The 16,458-nt window shown below is 58.6% G+C and carries 31 protein-coding genes; all 31 read left to right on the forward strand.

Features of this window, described 5'->3' with window-relative positions:
* Positions 1 to 29 precede the first annotated feature (29 nt).
* The 31 genes from tuf to cutA all read left to right on the forward strand — a co-directional run bounded on the left by tuf (position 30) and on the right by cutA (position 16,453).
* The gene (gene tuf, locus PSO31014_RS13675; protein WP_130027428.1) at positions 30 to 1,238 is read left to right on the forward strand and encodes an elongation factor Tu; all 1,209 of its coding nucleotides are present in this window, start codon (positions 30 to 32) and stop codon (positions 1,236 to 1,238) included.
* Positions 1,239 to 1,352: 114 nt separating this feature from the next.
* Positions 1,353 to 1,664: a 30S ribosomal protein S10 gene (rpsJ, locus tag PSO31014_RS13680; RefSeq protein WP_017235803.1), complete on the forward strand. Its 312-nt coding sequence runs from the start codon at positions 1,353 to 1,355 to the stop codon at positions 1,662 to 1,664.
* A 205-nt stretch (positions 1,665 to 1,869) separates the two neighbouring features.
* A complete protein-coding gene (gene rplC, locus PSO31014_RS13685; protein ID WP_150552129.1) occupies positions 1,870 to 2,526 on the forward strand; it encodes a 50S ribosomal protein L3 in 657 nt (218 codons plus the stop codon).
* Positions 2,527 to 2,528: 2 nt separating this feature from the next.
* Positions 2,529 to 3,149 (forward strand): 50S ribosomal protein L4, encoded by a 621-nt coding sequence (gene rplD, locus PSO31014_RS13690; RefSeq protein ID WP_017235801.1) that lies wholly within the window; start codon positions 2,529 to 2,531, stop codon positions 3,147 to 3,149.
* Positions 3,146 to 3,460 carry a 50S ribosomal protein L23 gene (gene rplW, locus PSO31014_RS13695; protein ID WP_017235800.1) on the forward strand — a complete coding sequence of 105 codons (315 nt, stop codon included), beginning with the start codon at positions 3,146 to 3,148 and terminating at the stop codon, positions 3,458 to 3,460. The genes rplD and rplW overlap by 4 nt, the downstream gene beginning before the upstream one ends.
* A 2-nt stretch (positions 3,461 to 3,462) precedes the next feature.
* Positions 3,463 to 4,290, forward strand: coding sequence for a 50S ribosomal protein L2 (gene rplB / locus PSO31014_RS13700; protein ID WP_150552130.1), 828 nt, complete (start codon positions 3,463 to 3,465; stop codon positions 4,288 to 4,290).
* Between the two features lie 13 nt (positions 4,291 to 4,303).
* Positions 4,304 to 4,579 carry a 30S ribosomal protein S19 gene (gene rpsS, locus PSO31014_RS13705; RefSeq protein ID WP_010804133.1) on the forward strand — a complete coding sequence of 92 codons (276 nt, stop codon included), beginning with the start codon at positions 4,304 to 4,306 and terminating at the stop codon, positions 4,577 to 4,579.
* 10 nt (positions 4,580 to 4,589) lie between these two features.
* Positions 4,590 to 4,919 carry a 50S ribosomal protein L22 gene (rplV, locus tag PSO31014_RS13710; RefSeq protein ID WP_017235797.1) on the forward strand — a complete coding sequence of 110 codons (330 nt, stop codon included), beginning with the start codon at positions 4,590 to 4,592 and terminating at the stop codon, positions 4,917 to 4,919.
* 9 nt (positions 4,920 to 4,928) lie between these two features.
* Positions 4,929 to 5,732: a 30S ribosomal protein S3 gene (gene rpsC / locus PSO31014_RS13715; RefSeq protein ID WP_150552131.1), complete on the forward strand. Its 804-nt coding sequence runs from the start codon at positions 4,929 to 4,931 to the stop codon at positions 5,730 to 5,732.
* Between the two features lie 2 nt (positions 5,733 to 5,734).
* Complete coding sequence (gene rplP, locus PSO31014_RS13720) at positions 5,735 to 6,151, forward strand: 50S ribosomal protein L16 (RefSeq protein ID WP_010804130.1); 417 nt, start codon at positions 5,735 to 5,737, stop codon at positions 6,149 to 6,151.
* Positions 6,152 to 6,165: 14 nt separating this feature from the next.
* Positions 6,166 to 6,360 (forward strand): 50S ribosomal protein L29, encoded by a 195-nt coding sequence (rpmC, locus tag PSO31014_RS13725; RefSeq protein ID WP_017235795.1) that lies wholly within the window; start codon positions 6,166 to 6,168, stop codon positions 6,358 to 6,360.
* On the forward strand, positions 6,357 to 6,629 hold the full coding sequence (rpsQ, locus tag PSO31014_RS13730; protein ID WP_150552132.1) for a 30S ribosomal protein S17: 273 nt from the start codon (positions 6,357 to 6,359) through the stop codon (positions 6,627 to 6,629). Before rpmC ends, rpsQ begins: the two co-directional genes overlap by 4 nt.
* Before the next feature lie 265 nt (positions 6,630 to 6,894).
* A complete protein-coding gene (gene rplN, locus PSO31014_RS13735; RefSeq protein ID WP_010804127.1) occupies positions 6,895 to 7,263 on the forward strand; it encodes a 50S ribosomal protein L14 in 369 nt (122 codons plus the stop codon).
* Positions 7,264 to 7,274: 11 nt separating this feature from the next.
* A complete protein-coding gene (gene rplX / locus PSO31014_RS13740) occupies positions 7,275 to 7,583 on the forward strand; it encodes a 50S ribosomal protein L24 (protein WP_017235793.1) in 309 nt (102 codons plus the stop codon).
* Positions 7,584 to 7,602: 19 nt separating this feature from the next.
* The gene (gene rplE / locus PSO31014_RS13745; RefSeq protein ID WP_010804125.1) at positions 7,603 to 8,142 is read left to right on the forward strand and encodes a 50S ribosomal protein L5; all 540 of its coding nucleotides are present in this window, start codon (positions 7,603 to 7,605) and stop codon (positions 8,140 to 8,142) included.
* A 7-nt stretch (positions 8,143 to 8,149) separates the two neighbouring features.
* Positions 8,150 to 8,455 carry a 30S ribosomal protein S14 gene (rpsN, locus tag PSO31014_RS13750; RefSeq protein ID WP_017235792.1) on the forward strand — a complete coding sequence of 102 codons (306 nt, stop codon included), beginning with the start codon at positions 8,150 to 8,152 and terminating at the stop codon, positions 8,453 to 8,455.
* A 13-nt stretch (positions 8,456 to 8,468) separates the two neighbouring features.
* Positions 8,469 to 8,864 carry a 30S ribosomal protein S8 gene (gene rpsH, locus PSO31014_RS13755; protein WP_017235791.1) on the forward strand — a complete coding sequence of 132 codons (396 nt, stop codon included), beginning with the start codon at positions 8,469 to 8,471 and terminating at the stop codon, positions 8,862 to 8,864.
* 15 nt (positions 8,865 to 8,879) lie between these two features.
* Positions 8,880 to 9,413, forward strand: coding sequence for a 50S ribosomal protein L6 (rplF, locus tag PSO31014_RS13760; protein ID WP_150552133.1), 534 nt, complete (start codon positions 8,880 to 8,882; stop codon positions 9,411 to 9,413).
* Positions 9,414 to 9,424: 11 nt separating this feature from the next.
* Positions 9,425 to 9,790, forward strand: a complete 366-nt coding sequence (gene rplR, locus PSO31014_RS13765; protein ID WP_010804121.1) for a 50S ribosomal protein L18 — start codon at positions 9,425 to 9,427, stop codon at positions 9,788 to 9,790.
* A gap of 13 nt (positions 9,791 to 9,803) precedes the next feature.
* Positions 9,804 to 10,322, forward strand: coding sequence for a 30S ribosomal protein S5 (gene rpsE, locus PSO31014_RS13770; RefSeq protein ID WP_010804120.1), 519 nt, complete (start codon positions 9,804 to 9,806; stop codon positions 10,320 to 10,322).
* 11 nt (positions 10,323 to 10,333) lie between these two features.
* Complete coding sequence (gene rpmD, locus PSO31014_RS13775) at positions 10,334 to 10,516, forward strand: 50S ribosomal protein L30 (RefSeq protein WP_017235789.1); 183 nt, start codon at positions 10,334 to 10,336, stop codon at positions 10,514 to 10,516.
* An 11-nt stretch (positions 10,517 to 10,527) separates the two neighbouring features.
* Positions 10,528 to 10,962, forward strand: coding sequence for a 50S ribosomal protein L15 (gene rplO, locus PSO31014_RS13780; protein WP_150552134.1), 435 nt, complete (start codon positions 10,528 to 10,530; stop codon positions 10,960 to 10,962).
* 23 nt (positions 10,963 to 10,985) lie between these two features.
* The gene (gene secY / locus PSO31014_RS13785; protein WP_017235787.1) at positions 10,986 to 12,323 is read left to right on the forward strand and encodes a preprotein translocase subunit SecY; all 1,338 of its coding nucleotides are present in this window, start codon (positions 10,986 to 10,988) and stop codon (positions 12,321 to 12,323) included.
* A gap of 9 nt (positions 12,324 to 12,332) precedes the next feature.
* Positions 12,333 to 12,551, forward strand: a complete 219-nt coding sequence (gene infA, locus PSO31014_RS13790) for a translation initiation factor IF-1 (RefSeq protein ID WP_007869286.1) — start codon at positions 12,333 to 12,335, stop codon at positions 12,549 to 12,551.
* Between the two features lie 19 nt (positions 12,552 to 12,570).
* Positions 12,571 to 12,687 (forward strand): 50S ribosomal protein L36, encoded by a 117-nt coding sequence (rpmJ, locus tag PSO31014_RS13795; RefSeq protein ID WP_010804115.1) that lies wholly within the window; start codon positions 12,571 to 12,573, stop codon positions 12,685 to 12,687.
* Between the two features lie 35 nt (positions 12,688 to 12,722).
* Positions 12,723 to 13,088 (forward strand): 30S ribosomal protein S13, encoded by a 366-nt coding sequence (gene rpsM / locus PSO31014_RS13800; RefSeq protein WP_017235786.1) that lies wholly within the window; start codon positions 12,723 to 12,725, stop codon positions 13,086 to 13,088.
* A gap of 17 nt (positions 13,089 to 13,105) precedes the next feature.
* Positions 13,106 to 13,510: a 30S ribosomal protein S11 gene (rpsK, locus tag PSO31014_RS13805; RefSeq protein ID WP_010804113.1), complete on the forward strand. Its 405-nt coding sequence runs from the start codon at positions 13,106 to 13,108 to the stop codon at positions 13,508 to 13,510.
* Between the two features lie 152 nt (positions 13,511 to 13,662).
* On the forward strand, positions 13,663 to 14,286 hold the full coding sequence (rpsD, locus tag PSO31014_RS13810) for a 30S ribosomal protein S4 (RefSeq protein ID WP_017235785.1): 624 nt from the start codon (positions 13,663 to 13,665) through the stop codon (positions 14,284 to 14,286).
* 105 nt (positions 14,287 to 14,391) lie between these two features.
* The gene (locus PSO31014_RS13815) at positions 14,392 to 15,369 is read left to right on the forward strand and encodes a DNA-directed RNA polymerase subunit alpha (protein ID WP_017235784.1); all 978 of its coding nucleotides are present in this window, start codon (positions 14,392 to 14,394) and stop codon (positions 15,367 to 15,369) included.
* 164 nt (positions 15,370 to 15,533) lie between these two features.
* Positions 15,534 to 15,926, forward strand: coding sequence for a 50S ribosomal protein L17 (rplQ, locus tag PSO31014_RS13820; RefSeq protein WP_150552135.1), 393 nt, complete (start codon positions 15,534 to 15,536; stop codon positions 15,924 to 15,926).
* Between the two features lie 194 nt (positions 15,927 to 16,120).
* Complete coding sequence (gene cutA / locus PSO31014_RS13825; protein ID WP_150552136.1) at positions 16,121 to 16,453, forward strand: divalent-cation tolerance protein CutA; 333 nt, start codon at positions 16,121 to 16,123, stop codon at positions 16,451 to 16,453.
* The last annotated feature ends 5 nt before the right edge of the window (positions 16,454 to 16,458 follow it).

The following is a 16,458-nucleotide window of genomic DNA, read 5'->3' on the forward strand; positions in this document are numbered from 1 at the left end:
TCGTCTATTCAGTATCTGAGGATTCGGAAATGGCAAAGGAAAAGTTTCAGCGGACCAAGCCGCACGTCAACGTTGGCACCATCGGTCACGTCGACCACGGCAAGACGACCCTGACGGCCGCTATTGCAACGGTTCTTTCGTCGAAGTTCGGCGGTGAAGCCAAGAACTACGCTGACATCGACGCGGCACCGGAAGAAAAGGCACGCGGTATTACCATCAACACCGCACACATCGAGTACGAAACGGCTAACCGCCACTACGCACACGTTGACTGCCCGGGCCACGCCGACTACGTCAAGAACATGATTACCGGTGCTGCCCAGATGGACGGCGCCATTCTGGTTTGCTCGGCTGCCGACGGCCCGATGCCGCAAACGCGCGAGCACATCCTGCTGGCCCGTCAGGTTGGCGTGCCGTACATCATCGTGTTCCTGAACAAGTGCGACATGGTCGACGACGCCGAACTGCTCGAGCTGGTCGAAATGGAAGTGCGCGAGCTCCTGTCGAAGTACGACTTCCCGGGCGACGACGTGCCGATCATTCACGGTTCGGCCAAGCTTGCGCTGGAAGGCGACAAGGGTCCCCTGGGCGAAGAAGCCATCATGAAGCTGGCTGAAGCCCTCGACACGTACATCCCGACGCCGGAGCGCGCCGTGGACGGCACGTTCCTGATGCCGGTGGAAGACGTGTTCTCGATCTCGGGTCGCGGTACCGTGGTGACCGGTCGTATCGAGCGCGGCATCATCAAGGTCGGCGAAGAAATCGAAATCGTCGGTATCGCCATGGACGGCGACAAGCCGAAGATCGACAAGACGACCTGCACGGGCGTTGAAATGTTCCGCAAGCTGCTCGACCAAGGTCAGGCAGGCGACAACGTCGGTATCCTGCTGCGCGGCACGAAGCGTGAAGACGTCCAGCGTGGTCAGGTTCTGGCCAAGCCGGGTTCGATCAAGCCGCACCGCAAGTTCTCGGGCGAGGTCTACATCCTGTCGAAGGACGAAGGTGGTCGTCACACCCCGTTCTTCAACAACTATCGTCCGCAGTTCTACTTCCGTACGACGGACGTGACGGGCTCGATCTCCCTGCCGGAAGGCAAGGAAATGGTCATGCCGGGCGACAACGTGTCGATCAAGGTTGACCTGATTCAGCCGATCGCCATGGAAGAAGGTCTGCGTTTTGCAATCCGCGAAGGTGGCCGTACTGTCGGCGCCGGCGTGGTTGCGAAGATCGAAGACTAATGACGGATTGACGGATGACGGGGGCGTTGACGCTCCCGTCACCGAAGCTGTGCTTGCTCTTTGTGATTTACCCGGCACCCGAACGAGGGCTGCCATGCTCTTTGGAGAATTGACATGCCGAACCAAAAAATCCGCATCCGCCTGAAGGCTTTCGATTACCGCCTGATCGACCAGTCGGCCGCCGAAATCGTTGAAACCGCCAAGCGCACCGGCGCGATCGTCAAGGGCCCGGTGCCCCTGCCGACGCGCATCGAGCGTTTCGACATCCTGCGTTCGCCGCACGTCAACAAGACCTCGCGCGACCAGCTCGAAATCCGCACGCACCAGCGCCTGATGGACATCGTCGATCCGACGGACAAGACCGTTGACGCACTGATGAAGCTGGACCTGCCGGCTGGCGTCGACGTCGAGATCAAGCTGCAGTAAGGTTTGCAAGCGCCTTTGCGCTGGAGAGCCCCGCCAATGCTGACTCGGCGGGGCTTTTGTTATGCGATTTACCAACACTTGTCAAGCGATAAAAGCTCGTCTATAATGGCGGGCTCAAGTGTAGTTTTTAAAAGATGGCCCACATCCGTGGACCATCCTTTTATCATTTAGCCCCGGCCAATCGCAGTCGGGAATGGAGAAAATCATGAGCCTTGGCCTTGTCGGTCGCAAGGTTGGCATGACGCGTATTTTCACGGACGACGGTGATTCGATTCCCGTCACCGTGCTCGACGTGTCTAACAACCGTGTGACGCAAATCAAGACGGATGAAACGGACGGCTACACTGCCGTTCAAGTCACTTTCGGTAACCGTCGCGCCACGCGCGTGACCAAAGCCGCCGCCGGCCACTACGCGAAAGCGGGAGTCGAAGCCGGTGAAATCCTCAAGGAATTCCGCGTCGACGCTGCCAAAGCTGCTGAACTGCAGCCGGGCGCAGCCGTTGGCGTCGATCTCTTCCAAGTGGGCCAGAAGGTCGACGTGCAAGGCGTGTCGATCGGTAAGGGCTACGCCGGTACCATCAAGCGCTACAACTTCGCTTCGGGCCGCGCCTCGCACGGTAACTCGCGTTCGCACAACGTGCCGGGTTCGATCGGTATGGCGCAGGATCCGGGTCGTGTGTTCCCGGGTAAGCGCATGACGGGTCATCTGGGCGACGTCACCACGACGGTGCAGAATCTCGAAATCGCGCGCATTGACGCTGAACGTGGCCTGATCTTCGTGAAGGGTGCCGTTCCGGGCGCCAACGAAGGCAAGGTTTTCGTGACCACGGCAGTCAAGGCCAAACTCGCGAAGGGAGCGTAACAATGGAACTGAAGCTCCTGAATGAGCAAGGTCAGGAAGGCGCTGCGGTCAACGCGTCGGACGTCGTGTTCGGCCGTGACTACAACGAAGCGCTGATCCATCAGGTTGTGGTGGCTTATCAAGCCAACGCCCGCAGCGGCAATCGTGCGCAGAAAGACCGTGAACAGGTCAAGCACACGACCAAGAAGCCGTGGCGTCAGAAGGGTACGGGCCGTGCTCGTGCCGGTATGTCGTCGAGCCCGTTGTGGCGCGGCGGTGGCCGTATCTTCCCGAATTCGCCGGAAGAGAACTTCACCCACAAGGTCAACAAGAAGATGTACCGCGCTGGTGTGTGCTCGATTCTGTCGCAGCTCGCCCGTGAAGGTCGTCTGTCGGTGGTCGAGGACATCAAGCTGGATGCGCCGAAGACCAAACTGCTCGCTGAAAAGATCAAGGCCATGGGTCTTGAGTCGGTGCTGCTGATCACGGATAGCGTGGACGAGAACCTGTTCCTGGCCTCGCGCAATCTGGCTCACGTTGCCGTCACCGAGCCGCGTTTCGCCGACCCGCTGTCGCTCATCTACTTCAAGACGGTGCTGGTGACGAAGGGCGCGATCGCCAAGATTGAGGAGATGCTGTCATGAGCGACGTGCGTAAAAATGACCATCGTCTGTATCAGGTCCTGCTCTCGCCGGTGATCTCCGAAAAGGCGACGCTGGTAGCTGACAAGAACGAACAAGTGGTGTTCCAAGTTGCACGCGACGCGAACAAGCAAGAAGTGAAGGCTGCAGTTGAGCTTCTCTTCAAGGTGGAAGTCGAGTCGGTGCAGATTCTGAACCGCAAGGGCAAGCAAAAGCGCTTTGGCCGTTTCATGGGTCGTCGCGACCATGAAAAGAAGGCCTACGTGAGCCTGAAGCCGGGTCAGGAAATCAATTTTGAAGCGGAGGCCAAGTAATCATGGCACTCGTCAAAACGAAACCGACGTCGCCGGGCCGCCGTTCGCTGGTCAAGGTCGTCAACAAGGATCTGCACAAGGGCAAGCCGTTCGCCCCGCTGCTCGATACCAAGAGCAAGACCGCTGGCCGTAACAACAACGGTCACATCACCACCCGTCATATGGGTGGCGGTCACAAGCAACACTACCGTATCGTCGATTTCCGTCGCAACAAGGACGGCATCACGGCGAAGGTCGAGCGTCTGGAATACGATCCGAACCGCAGCGCGAACATTGCTCTGCTGTGCTACGCCGACGGCGAGCGTCGTTACATCCTGGCACCGAAGGGCATGACCGTCGGTCAGCAAGTGGTGAGCGGCTCGGAAGCCCCGATCAAATCGGGTAACGCCCTGCCGATCCGTAACATCCCGGTCGGTACGACGATTCACGGCATCGAACTTCTGCCGGGCAAGGGTGCGCAAATCGCGCGTGCTGCCGGTACGTCGGCCATGCTGCTGGCTCGCGAAGGTACGTACGCTCAAGTGCGTCTGCGTTCGGGTGAAGTGCGTCGCGTGCACATCGAGTGCCGCGCGACCATCGGTGAAGTCGGTAACGAAGAGCACAGCCTGCGCCAATTGGGCAAGGCCGGTGCAAAGCGTTGGCGCGGTATTCGCCCGACCGTTCGCGGTGTGGCGATGAACCCGGTGGATCACCCGCATGGTGGTGGTGAAGGTCGTACGGCTGCTGGTCGTCATCCGGTCAGCCCGTGGGGTCAGCATACCAAGGGTAAGCGTACCCGCTCGACCAAGCGCACCGACAGCATGATCGTTCAGCGTCGCAAGAAGCGTTAATTGGAGCTAGCAAATGACTCGTTCTGTTAAAAAAGGTCCGTTTTGCGACGCTCACCTGCTGAAAAAAGTGGAAGCGGCGGCTGCATCGCGTGACAAAAAGCCGATCAAGACCTGGTCGCGTCGTTCGACCGTCCTGCCCGATTTCATCGGCCTGACGATCGCTGTGCATAACGGCCGTCAACACGTGCCGGTGTACGTGACGGAAAACATGGTCGGCCACAAGCTGGGTGAGTTTGCTCTCACCCGTACCTTCAAGGGCCATGCGGCCGACAAGAAGGCGAAGAAATAAGGGGCCGACCATGGAAGTAAAAGCAATTCATCGCGATGCTCGTATCTCAGCGCAAAAAACGCGTCTGGTCGCTGACCAGATTCGTGGACTGCCGCTGGAGCGCGCACTCAATGTCCTGACCTTCTCGCCGAAGAAGGCCGCGGTCATCATCAAGAAGGTGCTCGAGTCGGCTATCGCCAACGCCGAGCACAATGAAGGTGCTGACATCGACGAACTGCGCGTCAAGGGCATTTTCGTTGACAAGGCGACCTCGCTCAAGCGTTTCACCGCGCGTGCTAAGGGCCGTGGTAACCGCATCGAGAAGCAAACCTGTCACATCACTGTGACGCTGGGCAACTAAGGGGTCACGATGGGACAGAAAATTCATCCGACTGGCTTCCGTCTGGCGGTCAGTCGTAACTGGGCTTCGCGTTGGTACGCCAACAACCAGAACTTCGCGCAGATGTTGAAGGAAGACATCGGCGTTCGCGAATATCTGAAGAAGAAGCTGAAGAACGCTTCGGTCGGCCGCGTCATCATTGAGCGTCCGGCACGTAATGCTCGCATTACGATTTTCAGCTCGCGTCCGGGTGTTGTGATCGGCAAGAAGGGCGAGGACATCGAAATCCTCAAGGCCGAGCTGCAAAAGCGCATGGGCGTGCCCGTGCACGTGAACATCGAGGAAATCCGCAAGCCGGAAACCGATGCGCAGCTCATCGCCGATTCGATCGCTCAGCAGCTTGAGCGCCGTATCATGTTCCGTCGCGCCATGAAGCGTGCGATGCAGAACGCGATGCGTCTGGGTGCCCAAGGCATCAAGATCATGAGCGCAGGCCGTTTGAACGGTATCGAAATCGCCCGTACCGAGTGGTACCGCGAAGGCCGTGTGCCCCTGCATACGCTGCGTGCTGACATCGACTACGCAACTTCGGAAGCGAAGACGACGTACGGCATCATCGGTATCAAGGTGTGGGTGTACAAGGGTGACACGCTGGGCCGCAACGACGCTCCGGTGGCTGAAGAGCCGGCCGAAGATAAGCGTCCGCGCCGCAACGCGCGTCCGGGCGACCGTCGCCCCCGTCGTGACGATGCTGGCGATAAGGCCGGCGCGAAGCGCGGTGGTGCACGACGCCCGGCTGGCAAGCCTGAAGGCGACGCCAAGACTGGAGAATAATCATGCTGCAACCGAAACGCAGAAAGTATCGCAAAGAGCAGAAGGGCCGTAACACTGGCGTTGCCACGCGTGGTAACGAAGTGTCGTTCGGCGAATTCGGTCTGAAGGCGGTCGGTCGTGGGCGTCTGACGGCTCGTCAAATCGAAGCCGCGCGTCGTGCCATGACTCGCCACATCAAGCGCGGTGGTCGTATCTGGATCCGTATTTTCCCGGACAAGCCGATCTCGCAAAAGCCGGCAGAAGTGCGTATGGGTAACGGTAAGGGTAACCCGGAGTACTACGTCGCCGAGATTCAACCGGGCAAGATGCTGTACGAAATGGACGGTGTGGATGAAGCGTTGGCGCGCGAGGCGTTCCGCCTGGCTGCTGCCAAGCTGCCGATTCAGACGACGTTCTTCGTACGTCGCCTTGGCGCCTGAGGGGAGAATTAGAAATGAAAGCATCCGAACTTCGTGCCAAGGATCTCGACGGCCTGAACAAGGAACTGTCGGATCTGCTGAAGGCCCAATTCGGTCTTCGCATGCAAGCGGGCACCCAACAGCTGAGCAACACCAGCCAGCTGAAGAAGGTGCGCAAGGACATCGCGCGTGTGCGTACCGTGTTGACTGAGAAGGCGAGCCAGAAATGAACGATACCGCTAAGACCGCGCTGAAGCGTACCCTCGTGGGTAAGGTTGTCAGCGACAAGATGGACAAGACGGTTACCGTGCTGGTCGAGCGTCAAATGAAGCACCCGCTCTACGGCAAGTACATCGTGCGCTCGAAGAAGTACCACGCGCACGATGAGACCAACCAGTACAAGGAAGGCGATATGGTCGAGATTCAAGAATCCCGACCGCTGTCGAAGACCAAGGCCTGGACGGTCTCCCGTCTCGTGGAAGCCGCTCGCGTCATCTAAAGCGCGCTGAAGCGAAGGCTTGACTTGCAAGTCCGGAATTATCGATGTATAATTCCGGACTTTCCGCTTCTTTCGCTAAAACCGGTCTTTGGTTTCGCAAGGGAGTGGATGGCTTCCGAAGCCGATTCGTATCCTCTACGAATTTGGTCGAGGTAGCAAAGTTGTCCACTTTTGAACGACTCAACCCAAACGGCACCCTTTGGTGCTGACGGGGACCAAGACTGACCGATGCGTATGTGTCGGATTAAGTTGGGAAGATAACACCATGATTCAAACTGAAACCCGGCTCGAAGTAGCCGACAACACCGGTGCGCGTGAAGTGATGTGCATCAAGGTGCTGGGCGGCTCCAAGCGTCGTTACGCCGGCATTGGCGACATCATCAAGGTCAGCGTGAAGGATGCTGCCCCGCGTGGTCGTGTCAAGAAGGGCGAAATCTATAACGCAGTGGTCGTGCGCACCGCCAAGGGCGTGCGTCGCCAGGACGGCTCGCTGGTCAAATTCGACGGCAACGCCGCCGTGCTGCTTAACACCAAGCTTGAGCCGATCGGCACCCGTATCTTCGGGCCGGTTACGCGTGAATTGCGTACCGAACGCTTCATGAAGATCGTGTCGCTGGCCCCGGAAGTGCTGTAAGGAGCCGACACATGAACAAGATTCGCAAGGGTGACCAGGTCATCGTGCTGACGGGTAAGGACAAGGCCAAGCGTGGCACGGTCCTGGCCATTGATGGCGACAAGTTGGTCGTCGAAGGCGTGAACGTTGCCAAAAAGCACGTCAAGCCGAACCCGATGAAGGGTACGCAAGGTGGCGTGGTCGACAAGACGATGCCGATCCACGTGTCGAACGTGGCGCTGGTGGATGCCAATGGCAAGCCGTCGCGCGTGGGCATCAAGGTCGAAGACGGCAAGAAGGTCCGCTTCCTCAAGACGACCGGTACGGTCGTCGGTGCCTAAGTCGCAGGGAGTATAGATAATGGCCCGTTTGCAAGAATTCTATAAAGACAAGGTTGTCGCCGAGCTGACAAAGCAGTTCGGTTACAAGTCTGTCATGGAAGTGCCGCGCATCACCAAGATCACCCTGAACATGGGCCTTGGTCAAGCCGTCGCTGACAAGAAGATCATTGAGCACGCCGTTGGCGATCTGACGAAAATTGCTGGCCAAAAGCCGGTGGTGACGAAGGCTCGCAAGGCAATTGCCGGTTTCAAGATCCGCGAAGGTTACCCGATCGGTACGATGGTGACGCTGCGCGGCGAACGTATGTTCGAATTCCTGGATCGTTTCATCACCGTGGCTCTGCCGCGCGTGCGTGACTTCCGTGGTATTTCGGGTCGTGCGTTCGATGGTCGTGGCAACTACAACATCGGTGTGAAGGAACAGATCATCTTCCCCGAAATCGAGTACGACAAAATCGACGCGCTGCGTGGTCTGAACATCAGCATCACCACGACCGCGAAGACTGACGAAGAAGCGAAAGCCCTTCTGTCGGCGTTCAAATTCCCGTTCCGTAACTGAGGTAATCGTGGCTAAACTGGCACTTATCGAACGCGAAAAGAAACGCGCCCGTCTGGCGCAGAAGTTTTCTGCCAAGCGCGCCGCCCTCAAAGCGACCATCGAAGACACCAGCAAGTCGGAAGACGAGCGTTATGAAGCACGTCTGGCGCTGCAACAGCTGCCGCGTAACGCCAATCCGACGCGTCAACGCAATCGTTGCGACCTGACTGGCCGTCCGCGCGGTACCTTCCGCAAATTCGGCCTGGCCCGTAACAAGATCCGTGAAATCGCCTTCCGTGGCGAAATCCCGGGCGTGACCAAAGCAAGCTGGTAATAGGAGAAGCACCATGAGCATGAGCGATCCTATCGCCGATATGCTGACTCGCATCCGCAACGCTCAGATGGTTGAGAAAGCATCGGTGAAGATGCCCTCTTCCAAGCTGAAGGTCTCGATCGCCAAAGTCCTGAAGGACGAAGGCTACATCGAAGACTTCGCGGTTGAAGCAGAAGAAACGAAGGCAGTGTTGAACATCGCACTGAAGTACTACGCTGGCCGTCCGGTGATCGAGCGCCTCGAGCGCGTGTCCCGCCCCGGTCTTCGTGTGTACAAGAGCCGCAACGACATCCCGCAGGTCATGAATGGCCTCGGCGTTGCAATCGTCTCGACCCCGAAGGGCGTGATGACTGATCGCAAGGCACGCGCCACCGGCGTGGGCGGCGAAGTCATCTGCTACGTCGCCTAACCGAGGAGCGTTGAAATGTCTCGAGTAGGTAAGAGTCCCATTGCATTGCCGAAGGGCGTAGAAGCAACGCTGGCAGGCAATGTACTGACGATCAAGGGCGCCCTGGGTTCGCTGACCCGCGGCATCAATCCCCTTGTGATCGTCAAGATCGAAGACGGCACCGTCACCTTCGCCCCGGCCGATGAAAGCCGCGAAGCGAATGCGCTGTACGGTACGGAACGTGCGCTGGTCAACAATATGGTGACCGGTGTGAGCAAGGGTTTCGAAAGGAAACTGCAACTCGTTGGCGTGGGTTACCGCGCCAAGGCTGAAGGTGCAAACCTGAAGCTCGAGCTGGGTTTCTCGCACGATGTCGTGCATGCCATGCCGGAAGGCGTGAAGGCCGAGACCCCGACGCAGACGGAGATCATCATCAAAGGCGTTGATAAGCAACGCATCGGACAAGTGGCTGCGGAAGTTCGCGGTTACCGTCCGCCCGAACCCTACAAGGGCAAGGGCGTCCGCTATGCGGACGAGGTGGTGATCCTCAAGGAAACCAAGAAGAAGTAAGGGTGCGAAACATGGACAAGAAACAATCTCGTGTGCGCCGTGCTCGCCAGACTCGTATCAAGCTGGCAGCTCAAAAGGTGCATCGCCTTTCCGTGCATCGCACCAACGTGCACATCTACGCGCAAGTTTTTTCGGAAGACGGCACGCAAGTGCTGGCCAGCGCTTCGACGCTGGAAGCCGAAGTGCGCAAGGAACTGGGCGACAAGGAAGGCAAGGGTGGCAACGCTGCGGCCGCTGCACTGATCGGCCGTCGTATCGCCGAGAAGGCGAAGGCTGCCGGCATCGAAAGCGTGGCTTTCGACCGCTCGGGCTTCCGCTATCACGGTCGCGTCAAGGCTCTGGCCGACGCTGCCCGTGAAGCCGGCCTCAAGTTCTAAGTAAGGATCCGTCATGGCAAAGATGCAAGCGAAAGTTCAGGCTGACGAACGCGACGACGGCCTTCGCGAGAAGATGATCGCGGTCAACCGTGTCACGAAGGTTGTGAAGGGTGGCCGTATTCTCGGTTTTGCCGCGTTGACCGTGGTTGGTGACGGCGATGGCCGCATCGGCATGGGCAAGGGCAAGGCGAAGGAAGTGCCGGTTGCCGTTCAAAAGGCAATGGAACAAGCCCGCCGCAATATGTTCAAGGTGCCCCTGAAGAACGGCACCCTGCAACACAACGTTCTCGGCCAGCATGGCGCCTCGCGCGTCCTGATGTCGCCGGCGAAGGACGGTACCGGTGTTATCGCCGGTGGCCCGATGCGCGCGGTGTTCGAGGTGATGGGCGTGACCAACGTGGTGACGAAGAGCCTTGGCTCGACGAACCCGTACAACCTGGTCCGCGCCACGCTCGACGGCCTGAAGAAACAATCGACTCCTGCTGACATCGCCGCCAAGCGTGGCAAGTCGGTGGAAGAGATCCTCGGCTAAGGGTGATCAATATGTCGCAGCAAACTGTGAAAGTTAAGCTGGTCAAGAGCCTGATCGGTACGCGTGAAGAACATCGCGCGACCGTGAGGGGCCTGGGCCTGCGTCGAATCAATTCGGTCAGCGAGTTGCAGGATACGCCCGCTGTGCGGGGCATGATCAACAAGGTCTCGTACCTTGTGGCGATCGTCGACTGAGCGAGGGCAAAATGGAATTGAATTCGATTAAGCCGGCAGAAGGCGCCAAGCACGCCAAGCGCCGCGTTGGCCGTGGCATCGGTTCGGGTCTGGGTAAAACCGCCGGTCGTGGTCACAAGGGTCAAAAGTCGCGTTCGGGCGGCTTCCACAAGGTTGGCTTCGAAGGCGGTCAAATGCCGCTGCAACGTCGCCTGCCGAAGCGTGGTTTCAAGTCGCTGACGCGTCGTTTCGTGGGCGAAGTTCGCCTGTCGGACCTGAACAACCTGCCGGTCGACGAGATCGATCTGTTGGTTCTGAAGCAGGCCGGTCTGGTGAGCGAGCTGTCGCTGGCGGCCAAGATCATCGCCTCGGGCGAGATCACCCGCAAGGTCGTTGTGAAGGGTCTGGGCGTCACCAAAGGTGCGCTCACGGCTATTCAGGCGGCTGGCGGTTCGGTCGCAGAGTAAGTTAGGTCACCCCGGAGCCAGCATTGGCCAAGTCTCCTAATCTCGCTAAGCCTGGTACGCAGGGCCCGAAGTATGCGGATCTGCGCCGGCGGCTGGTTTTCCTGCTGCTGGCGTTGATCGTCTACCGAATTGGTGCGCATATCCCGGTGCCGGGCATCGACCCCGATCAGCTGGCGCAGTTGTTCCAGCGCCAGTCGGGCGGGATCCTGGGCATGTTCAACATGTTCTCGGGTGGTGCGTTGTCGCGTTTCACGATCTTCGCACTGGGGATCATGCCGTATATTTCGGCGTCGATCATCATGCAGCTGTTGGCGATGGTTTCGCCACAGTTGGAAGCCTTGCGCAAGGAAGGTCAGTCCGGACAGCGCAAGATCACGCAGTACACCCGGTATTTCACGGTGCTACTCGCGCTCTTCCAGGCGGCAGCGATCGCAGTGACGTTGGAGAGCGAGCCTGGGCTCGTCGTCGATCCGGGCATGCTGTTCCGCCTGACGACGGTGATCACGCTCGTGACCGGCACGATGTTCCTGATGTGGCTCGGTGAACAGATCACCGAACGCGGTCTCGGTAACGGTATCTCGATCATCATCTTTGGTGGTATCGCGGCCGGTTTGCCGAACGCTGTGGGCGGTTTGTTCGAGCTTGTCAGCACGGGTTCGATTGGTCCGTTCTCGGCCATCGTGATCTGCGCCCTCGTGGTACTGGTGACGTTCTTCGTCGTGTTTGTCGAGCGAGGTCAGCGCAAGATCCTCGTGAACTACGCCAAACGTCAGGTCGGCAACAAGGTGTACGGTGGTCAGGCTTCGCACCTGCCGCTCAAGCTGAACATGGCAGGCGTGATTCCGCCGATCTTCGCATCGTCGATCATCCTGTTCCCGGCTACGATCGCGAACTGGTTCGGCGCAGGCGAAAGCACGCGCTGGCTCAAGGATTTCGCCGCGAAGTTGTCGCCGGGTCAGCCGATCTACGTGATGCTCTACGCCTTGGCGATCGTGTTCTTTTGCTTCTTCTACACCGCACTGGTGTTCAACAGCAAAGAGACCGCGGATAACCTGAAGAAGAGCGGCGCGTTTGTACCTGGCATCCGTCCGGGCGATCAGACGGCGCGGTACATCGACAAGATCCTGACGCGCTTGACACTGGCCGGTGCAGCTTATGTCACGCTGGTGTGTTTGCTGCCTGAGTTTCTGGTGTTGCGCTGGAACGTCCCGTTCTACTTCGGTGGAACCTCACTGCTGATTATCGTGGTGGTGACGATGGATTTCATGGCTCAAGTGCAGTCGTATGTGATGTCGCAACAGTATGAGTCGCTCCTCAAAAAGGCGAATTTCAAGGGCGGCAATAACATGACGCTTCGCTGACCTTGGGTCATGTCGAAAGACGATGTTATTCAAATGCAGGGCGAGGTCGTTGAAAACCTCCCCAATGCCACCTTCCGGGTAAAGCTGGAAAATGGCCATGTAGTACTCGGACATATTTCCGGCAAGATGCGGATGCACTACATCCGAATCTTGCCTGGAGATAAGGTGACGGTAGAGTTGACGCCCTACGATCTGTCGCGTGCGCGGATCGTCTTCCGGGCGAAGTGATTAGAGAGAGGGAATTGTCATGAAAGTTTTGGCATCTGTTAAGTGCATCTGCCGCAATTGCAAGTTTGTGAAGCGCAAAGGCGTGCTGCGCGTGATCTGCAGTTCGGATCCGCGCCACAAGCAACGTCAGGGCTAATCGGCCTTTAACGCTATTTAGTTGGGGAATTACGAATGGCTCGTATCGCAGGGGTTAACATCCCGAACCACCAGCACACCGCAATCGGCTTGACGGCCATTTACGGTGTCGGCCGCACGCGCGCTCGCCAGATTTGCGACGCCGCCGGTGTGCCGTTCTCGAAGAAGGTCAAAGACCTCGACGACGCTGATCTCGAAAAGCTGCGTGATCAAGTCGGTCAACTGACGGTTGAGGGCGACCTGCGCCGTGAAGTGACCATGAACATCAAGCGCCTGATGGATCTGGGCTGCTATCGTGGTATGCGTCACCGCAAGGGCTTGCCGCTTCGCGGTCAGCGCACCCGTACCAATGCGCGTACCCGCAAGGGCCCGCGTAAGGCCGGCGTCTCGCTGAAGAAGTAACCAGAGGATAGGAACTCATGGCTAAGCAACAGAACAACGCCGCTTCGCAGCGCGTTCGCAAGAAGGTCAAGAAGAGCGTTGCCGAGGGCGTCGTGCACGTCCACGCTTCGTTCAACAACACCATCATCACGATCACCGATCGTCAGGGCAACGCACTGGCATGGGCGACCTCGGGTGGCCAGGGCTTCAAGGGTTCGCGCAAGTCGACCCCGTTCGCTGCCCAGGTTGCTGCCGAGTCGGCTGGCCGCGTCGCACTGGAATACGGTGTGAAGAACCTGGAAGTGCGCATCAAGGGCCCGGGCCCGGGTCGCGAATCCGCGGTTCGTGCGCTGAACGCGCTGGGTATCAAGATCACGGCCATCTCGGACGTGACGCCGGTCCCGCACAACGGCTGCCGCCCGCCGAAGCGTCGTCGCATCTAAGACGCAGAAGCAAATCCTGCTATAATCGCGGGTTCGCGCACGGTCTCGGCCGTGCGCGTAGCAATTTCTAAGACCACCGTCCGGTACACAGGTACCGGACTTGCGTAGTGGACAAAGTTCGCTGCGTCAGATTTTGAGATAAAGGAACAACCGTGGCACGTTATATTGGCCCGAAGGCCAAACTCTCCCGCCGTGAAGGTACTGACCTCTTCCTGAAGAGCGCACGCCGCTCGCTCGCCGACAAGTGCAAGCTGGATAGCAAGCCGGGTCAGCATGGTCGCACCTCGGGTGCTCGTACGTCGGATTACGGCAACCAACTGCGCGAAAAGCAGAAGGTCAAGCGTATCTACGGCGTGCTTGAGCGCCAGTTCCGTCGCTATTTCGCGGAAGCCGATCGCGTCAAGGGCAACACGGGTGAAAACCTGCTGCAACTGCTCGAATCGCGTCTCGACAACGTCGTGTACCGCATGGGCTTCGGCTCGACGCGTGCTGAAGCGCGCCAGCTGGTCGGTCACAAGGCGATCTCGCTGAATGGTGTCGTTTCCAACATCCCGTCGATCAAGGTCAAGGCTGGCGACGTGATCACGGTGCGCGACGCGGCCAAGAAGCAAGTGCGTATTCAAGAGGCGCTGTCGCTGGCCGAGCAAGTCGGTTTCCCGATCTGGGTTTCGGTTGACGCCAAGAAGATGGAAGGCACTTTCAAGGCACTGCCGGAACGTAGCGATATCGCAGGCGACATCAACGAAAGCCTGATCGTTGAATTGTATTCGCGTTAATATCCGTATGCTGACGCGCCTCATGGCGCGTTTTTGCGTTCCGTGCAGGTTGTCACGCATCAGCCTTATCGGTGTAACGAGCCGAGGGTATTGAAAAGGAAACCTATGCAAACCAGTTTGTTGAAGCCCAAGATCATTGCGGTTGAGCCGGTCGGTGAGCATCACGCCAAAGTCGTGATGGAGCCGTTCGAACGTGGCTACGGCCACACCTTGGGTAACGCGCTTCGCCGCGTGCTGTTGTCGTCGATGGTGGGTTATGCCCCGACCGAAGTGACGATCGCCGGCGTTGTGCACGAATATTCCACCATCGACGGTGTCCAGGAAGATGTCGTTAACTTCCTGTTGAACCTGAAGGGTGTGGTGTTCAAGCTGCATAACCGTGACGAAGTCACCGTTACGCTGCGCAAGGATGGTGAAGGTGTAGTGCGCGCTTCGGATATCGAAGTGCCGCATGATGTAGAACTGATCAATCCCGACCACGTGATTGCGCATCTGGCCAAGGGCGGCAAGCTCGACGTACAGATCAAGATCGAAAAGGGTCGTGGTTATGTCCCGGGTAACGTGCGCCGTTACGGCGACGAATCGGCCAAGGTGATCGGCCGCATCGTCCTGGATGCCTCGTTCTCGCCGGTTAAGCGTGTGAGCTACGCGGTCGAATCGGCCCGTGTGGAGCAGCGTACCGACCTGGACAAGCTCGTGATGAACATCGAAACCAACGGTGTGGTGTCGCCGGAAGAAGCGATCCGTCTGTCGGCGCGCATTCTCGTCGACCAACTGTCGGTGTTCGCTGCACTGGAAGGCACGGAAGCCGCCAGCGAAGCGCCGTCGCGTGCGCCGCAGATCGATCCGATCCTGCTGCGTCCGGTGGACGATCTCGAGTTGACGGTGCGTTCGGCCAACTGCTTGAAGGCCGAAAACATCTACTACATCGGCGACCTGATCCAGCGTACCGAGAACGAATTGCTCAAGACCCCGAATTTGGGTCGCAAATCGCTCAACGAGATCAAGGAAGTGCTTGCCTCGCGTGGCCTCACGCTGGGCATGAAGCTCGAAAACTGGCCGCCGGCCGGTCTCGAGAAGTAAGGTGTAACGACATGGCCGCCTTGGGGCGGCCGTGTCGTTACGTAAGTGCGGCGCGTCGGGATGTCCTTAATGTTCCGATACGGCCGATAGCGAAGGTACCGGCCCGCGGTGGTTGTCACCGATAGAAGAGCTAGGTCGAAAACTCTGTTTAAAGGAAAGTCGAAATGCGTCACCGTCATGGTCTTCGTAAGCTGAACCGTACCAGCAGCCACCGTCTGGCAATGCTGCGCAATATGTCGAATTCGTTGATCCAACACGAAGCGATCAAGACCACGCTGCCGAAGGCGAAGGAACTGCGTAAGGTCGTCGAGCCCCTCATCACGCTGGGCAAGAAGGATTCGCTGGCCAACCGTCGTCTGGCGTTCAACCGCCTGCGCGATCGTGACATGGTCACCAAGCTGTTCAACGAACTGGGCCCGCGCTTTGCCAACCGTCCGGGCGGCTACCTGCGCATCCTGAAGATGGGTTTCCGCGTGGGCGATAACGCACCGATGGCTTTCGTCGAACTGCTGGACCGTCCGGAAGTCGACACGGAAGCACCGGAAGTTGGCGAGTAAGCGATACGCGCAACGGTCTTTTCAGGGCCGTGAGACGTAAAAAGAAGCCAGGTCAACGACCTGGCTTTTTTCATTTTGAGGCGTCGTCTGACGCGGCCTGCTCGTCAGTCTGGAAATCGCTGGTCGATTGGGCACATTTTGCGGCGTCGGTGTACAGTGAACGATCCCCACGCTCGAATGGTCTACGCCACATCATGGATGCCCTTCTTATCGTCACGACGACGTTCCCCGACGAGGCCAGCGCTAACGCCGCCATCGACGGCATGCTTGCCGAGCGGCTCGCGGCGTGCGTGCAGCAAATGGCACCCGTGCGTTCGAGTTATCGCTGGCAGGGCAAGCGCGAGACGAGCGTGGAAGTGCCGCTCTTGATCAAGACGACGGCTGCGCGTTACAGCGCGCTGGAGCAATACATTAAAGAACATCATCCATACGACGTGCCGGAGATCGTGGCGTGGCCCGCCACGGCAGCGCTGCCTGCCTATGCGAGGTGGGTCGAGGATGAGACGCGGGGGGCGTTGCATGTTTGACGTGA

Origin of the sequence: Pandoraea soli, assembly GCF_902459595.1 — a bacterium.
Lineage (GTDB): Bacteria > Pseudomonadota > Gammaproteobacteria > Burkholderiales > Burkholderiaceae > Pandoraea > Pandoraea cepalis.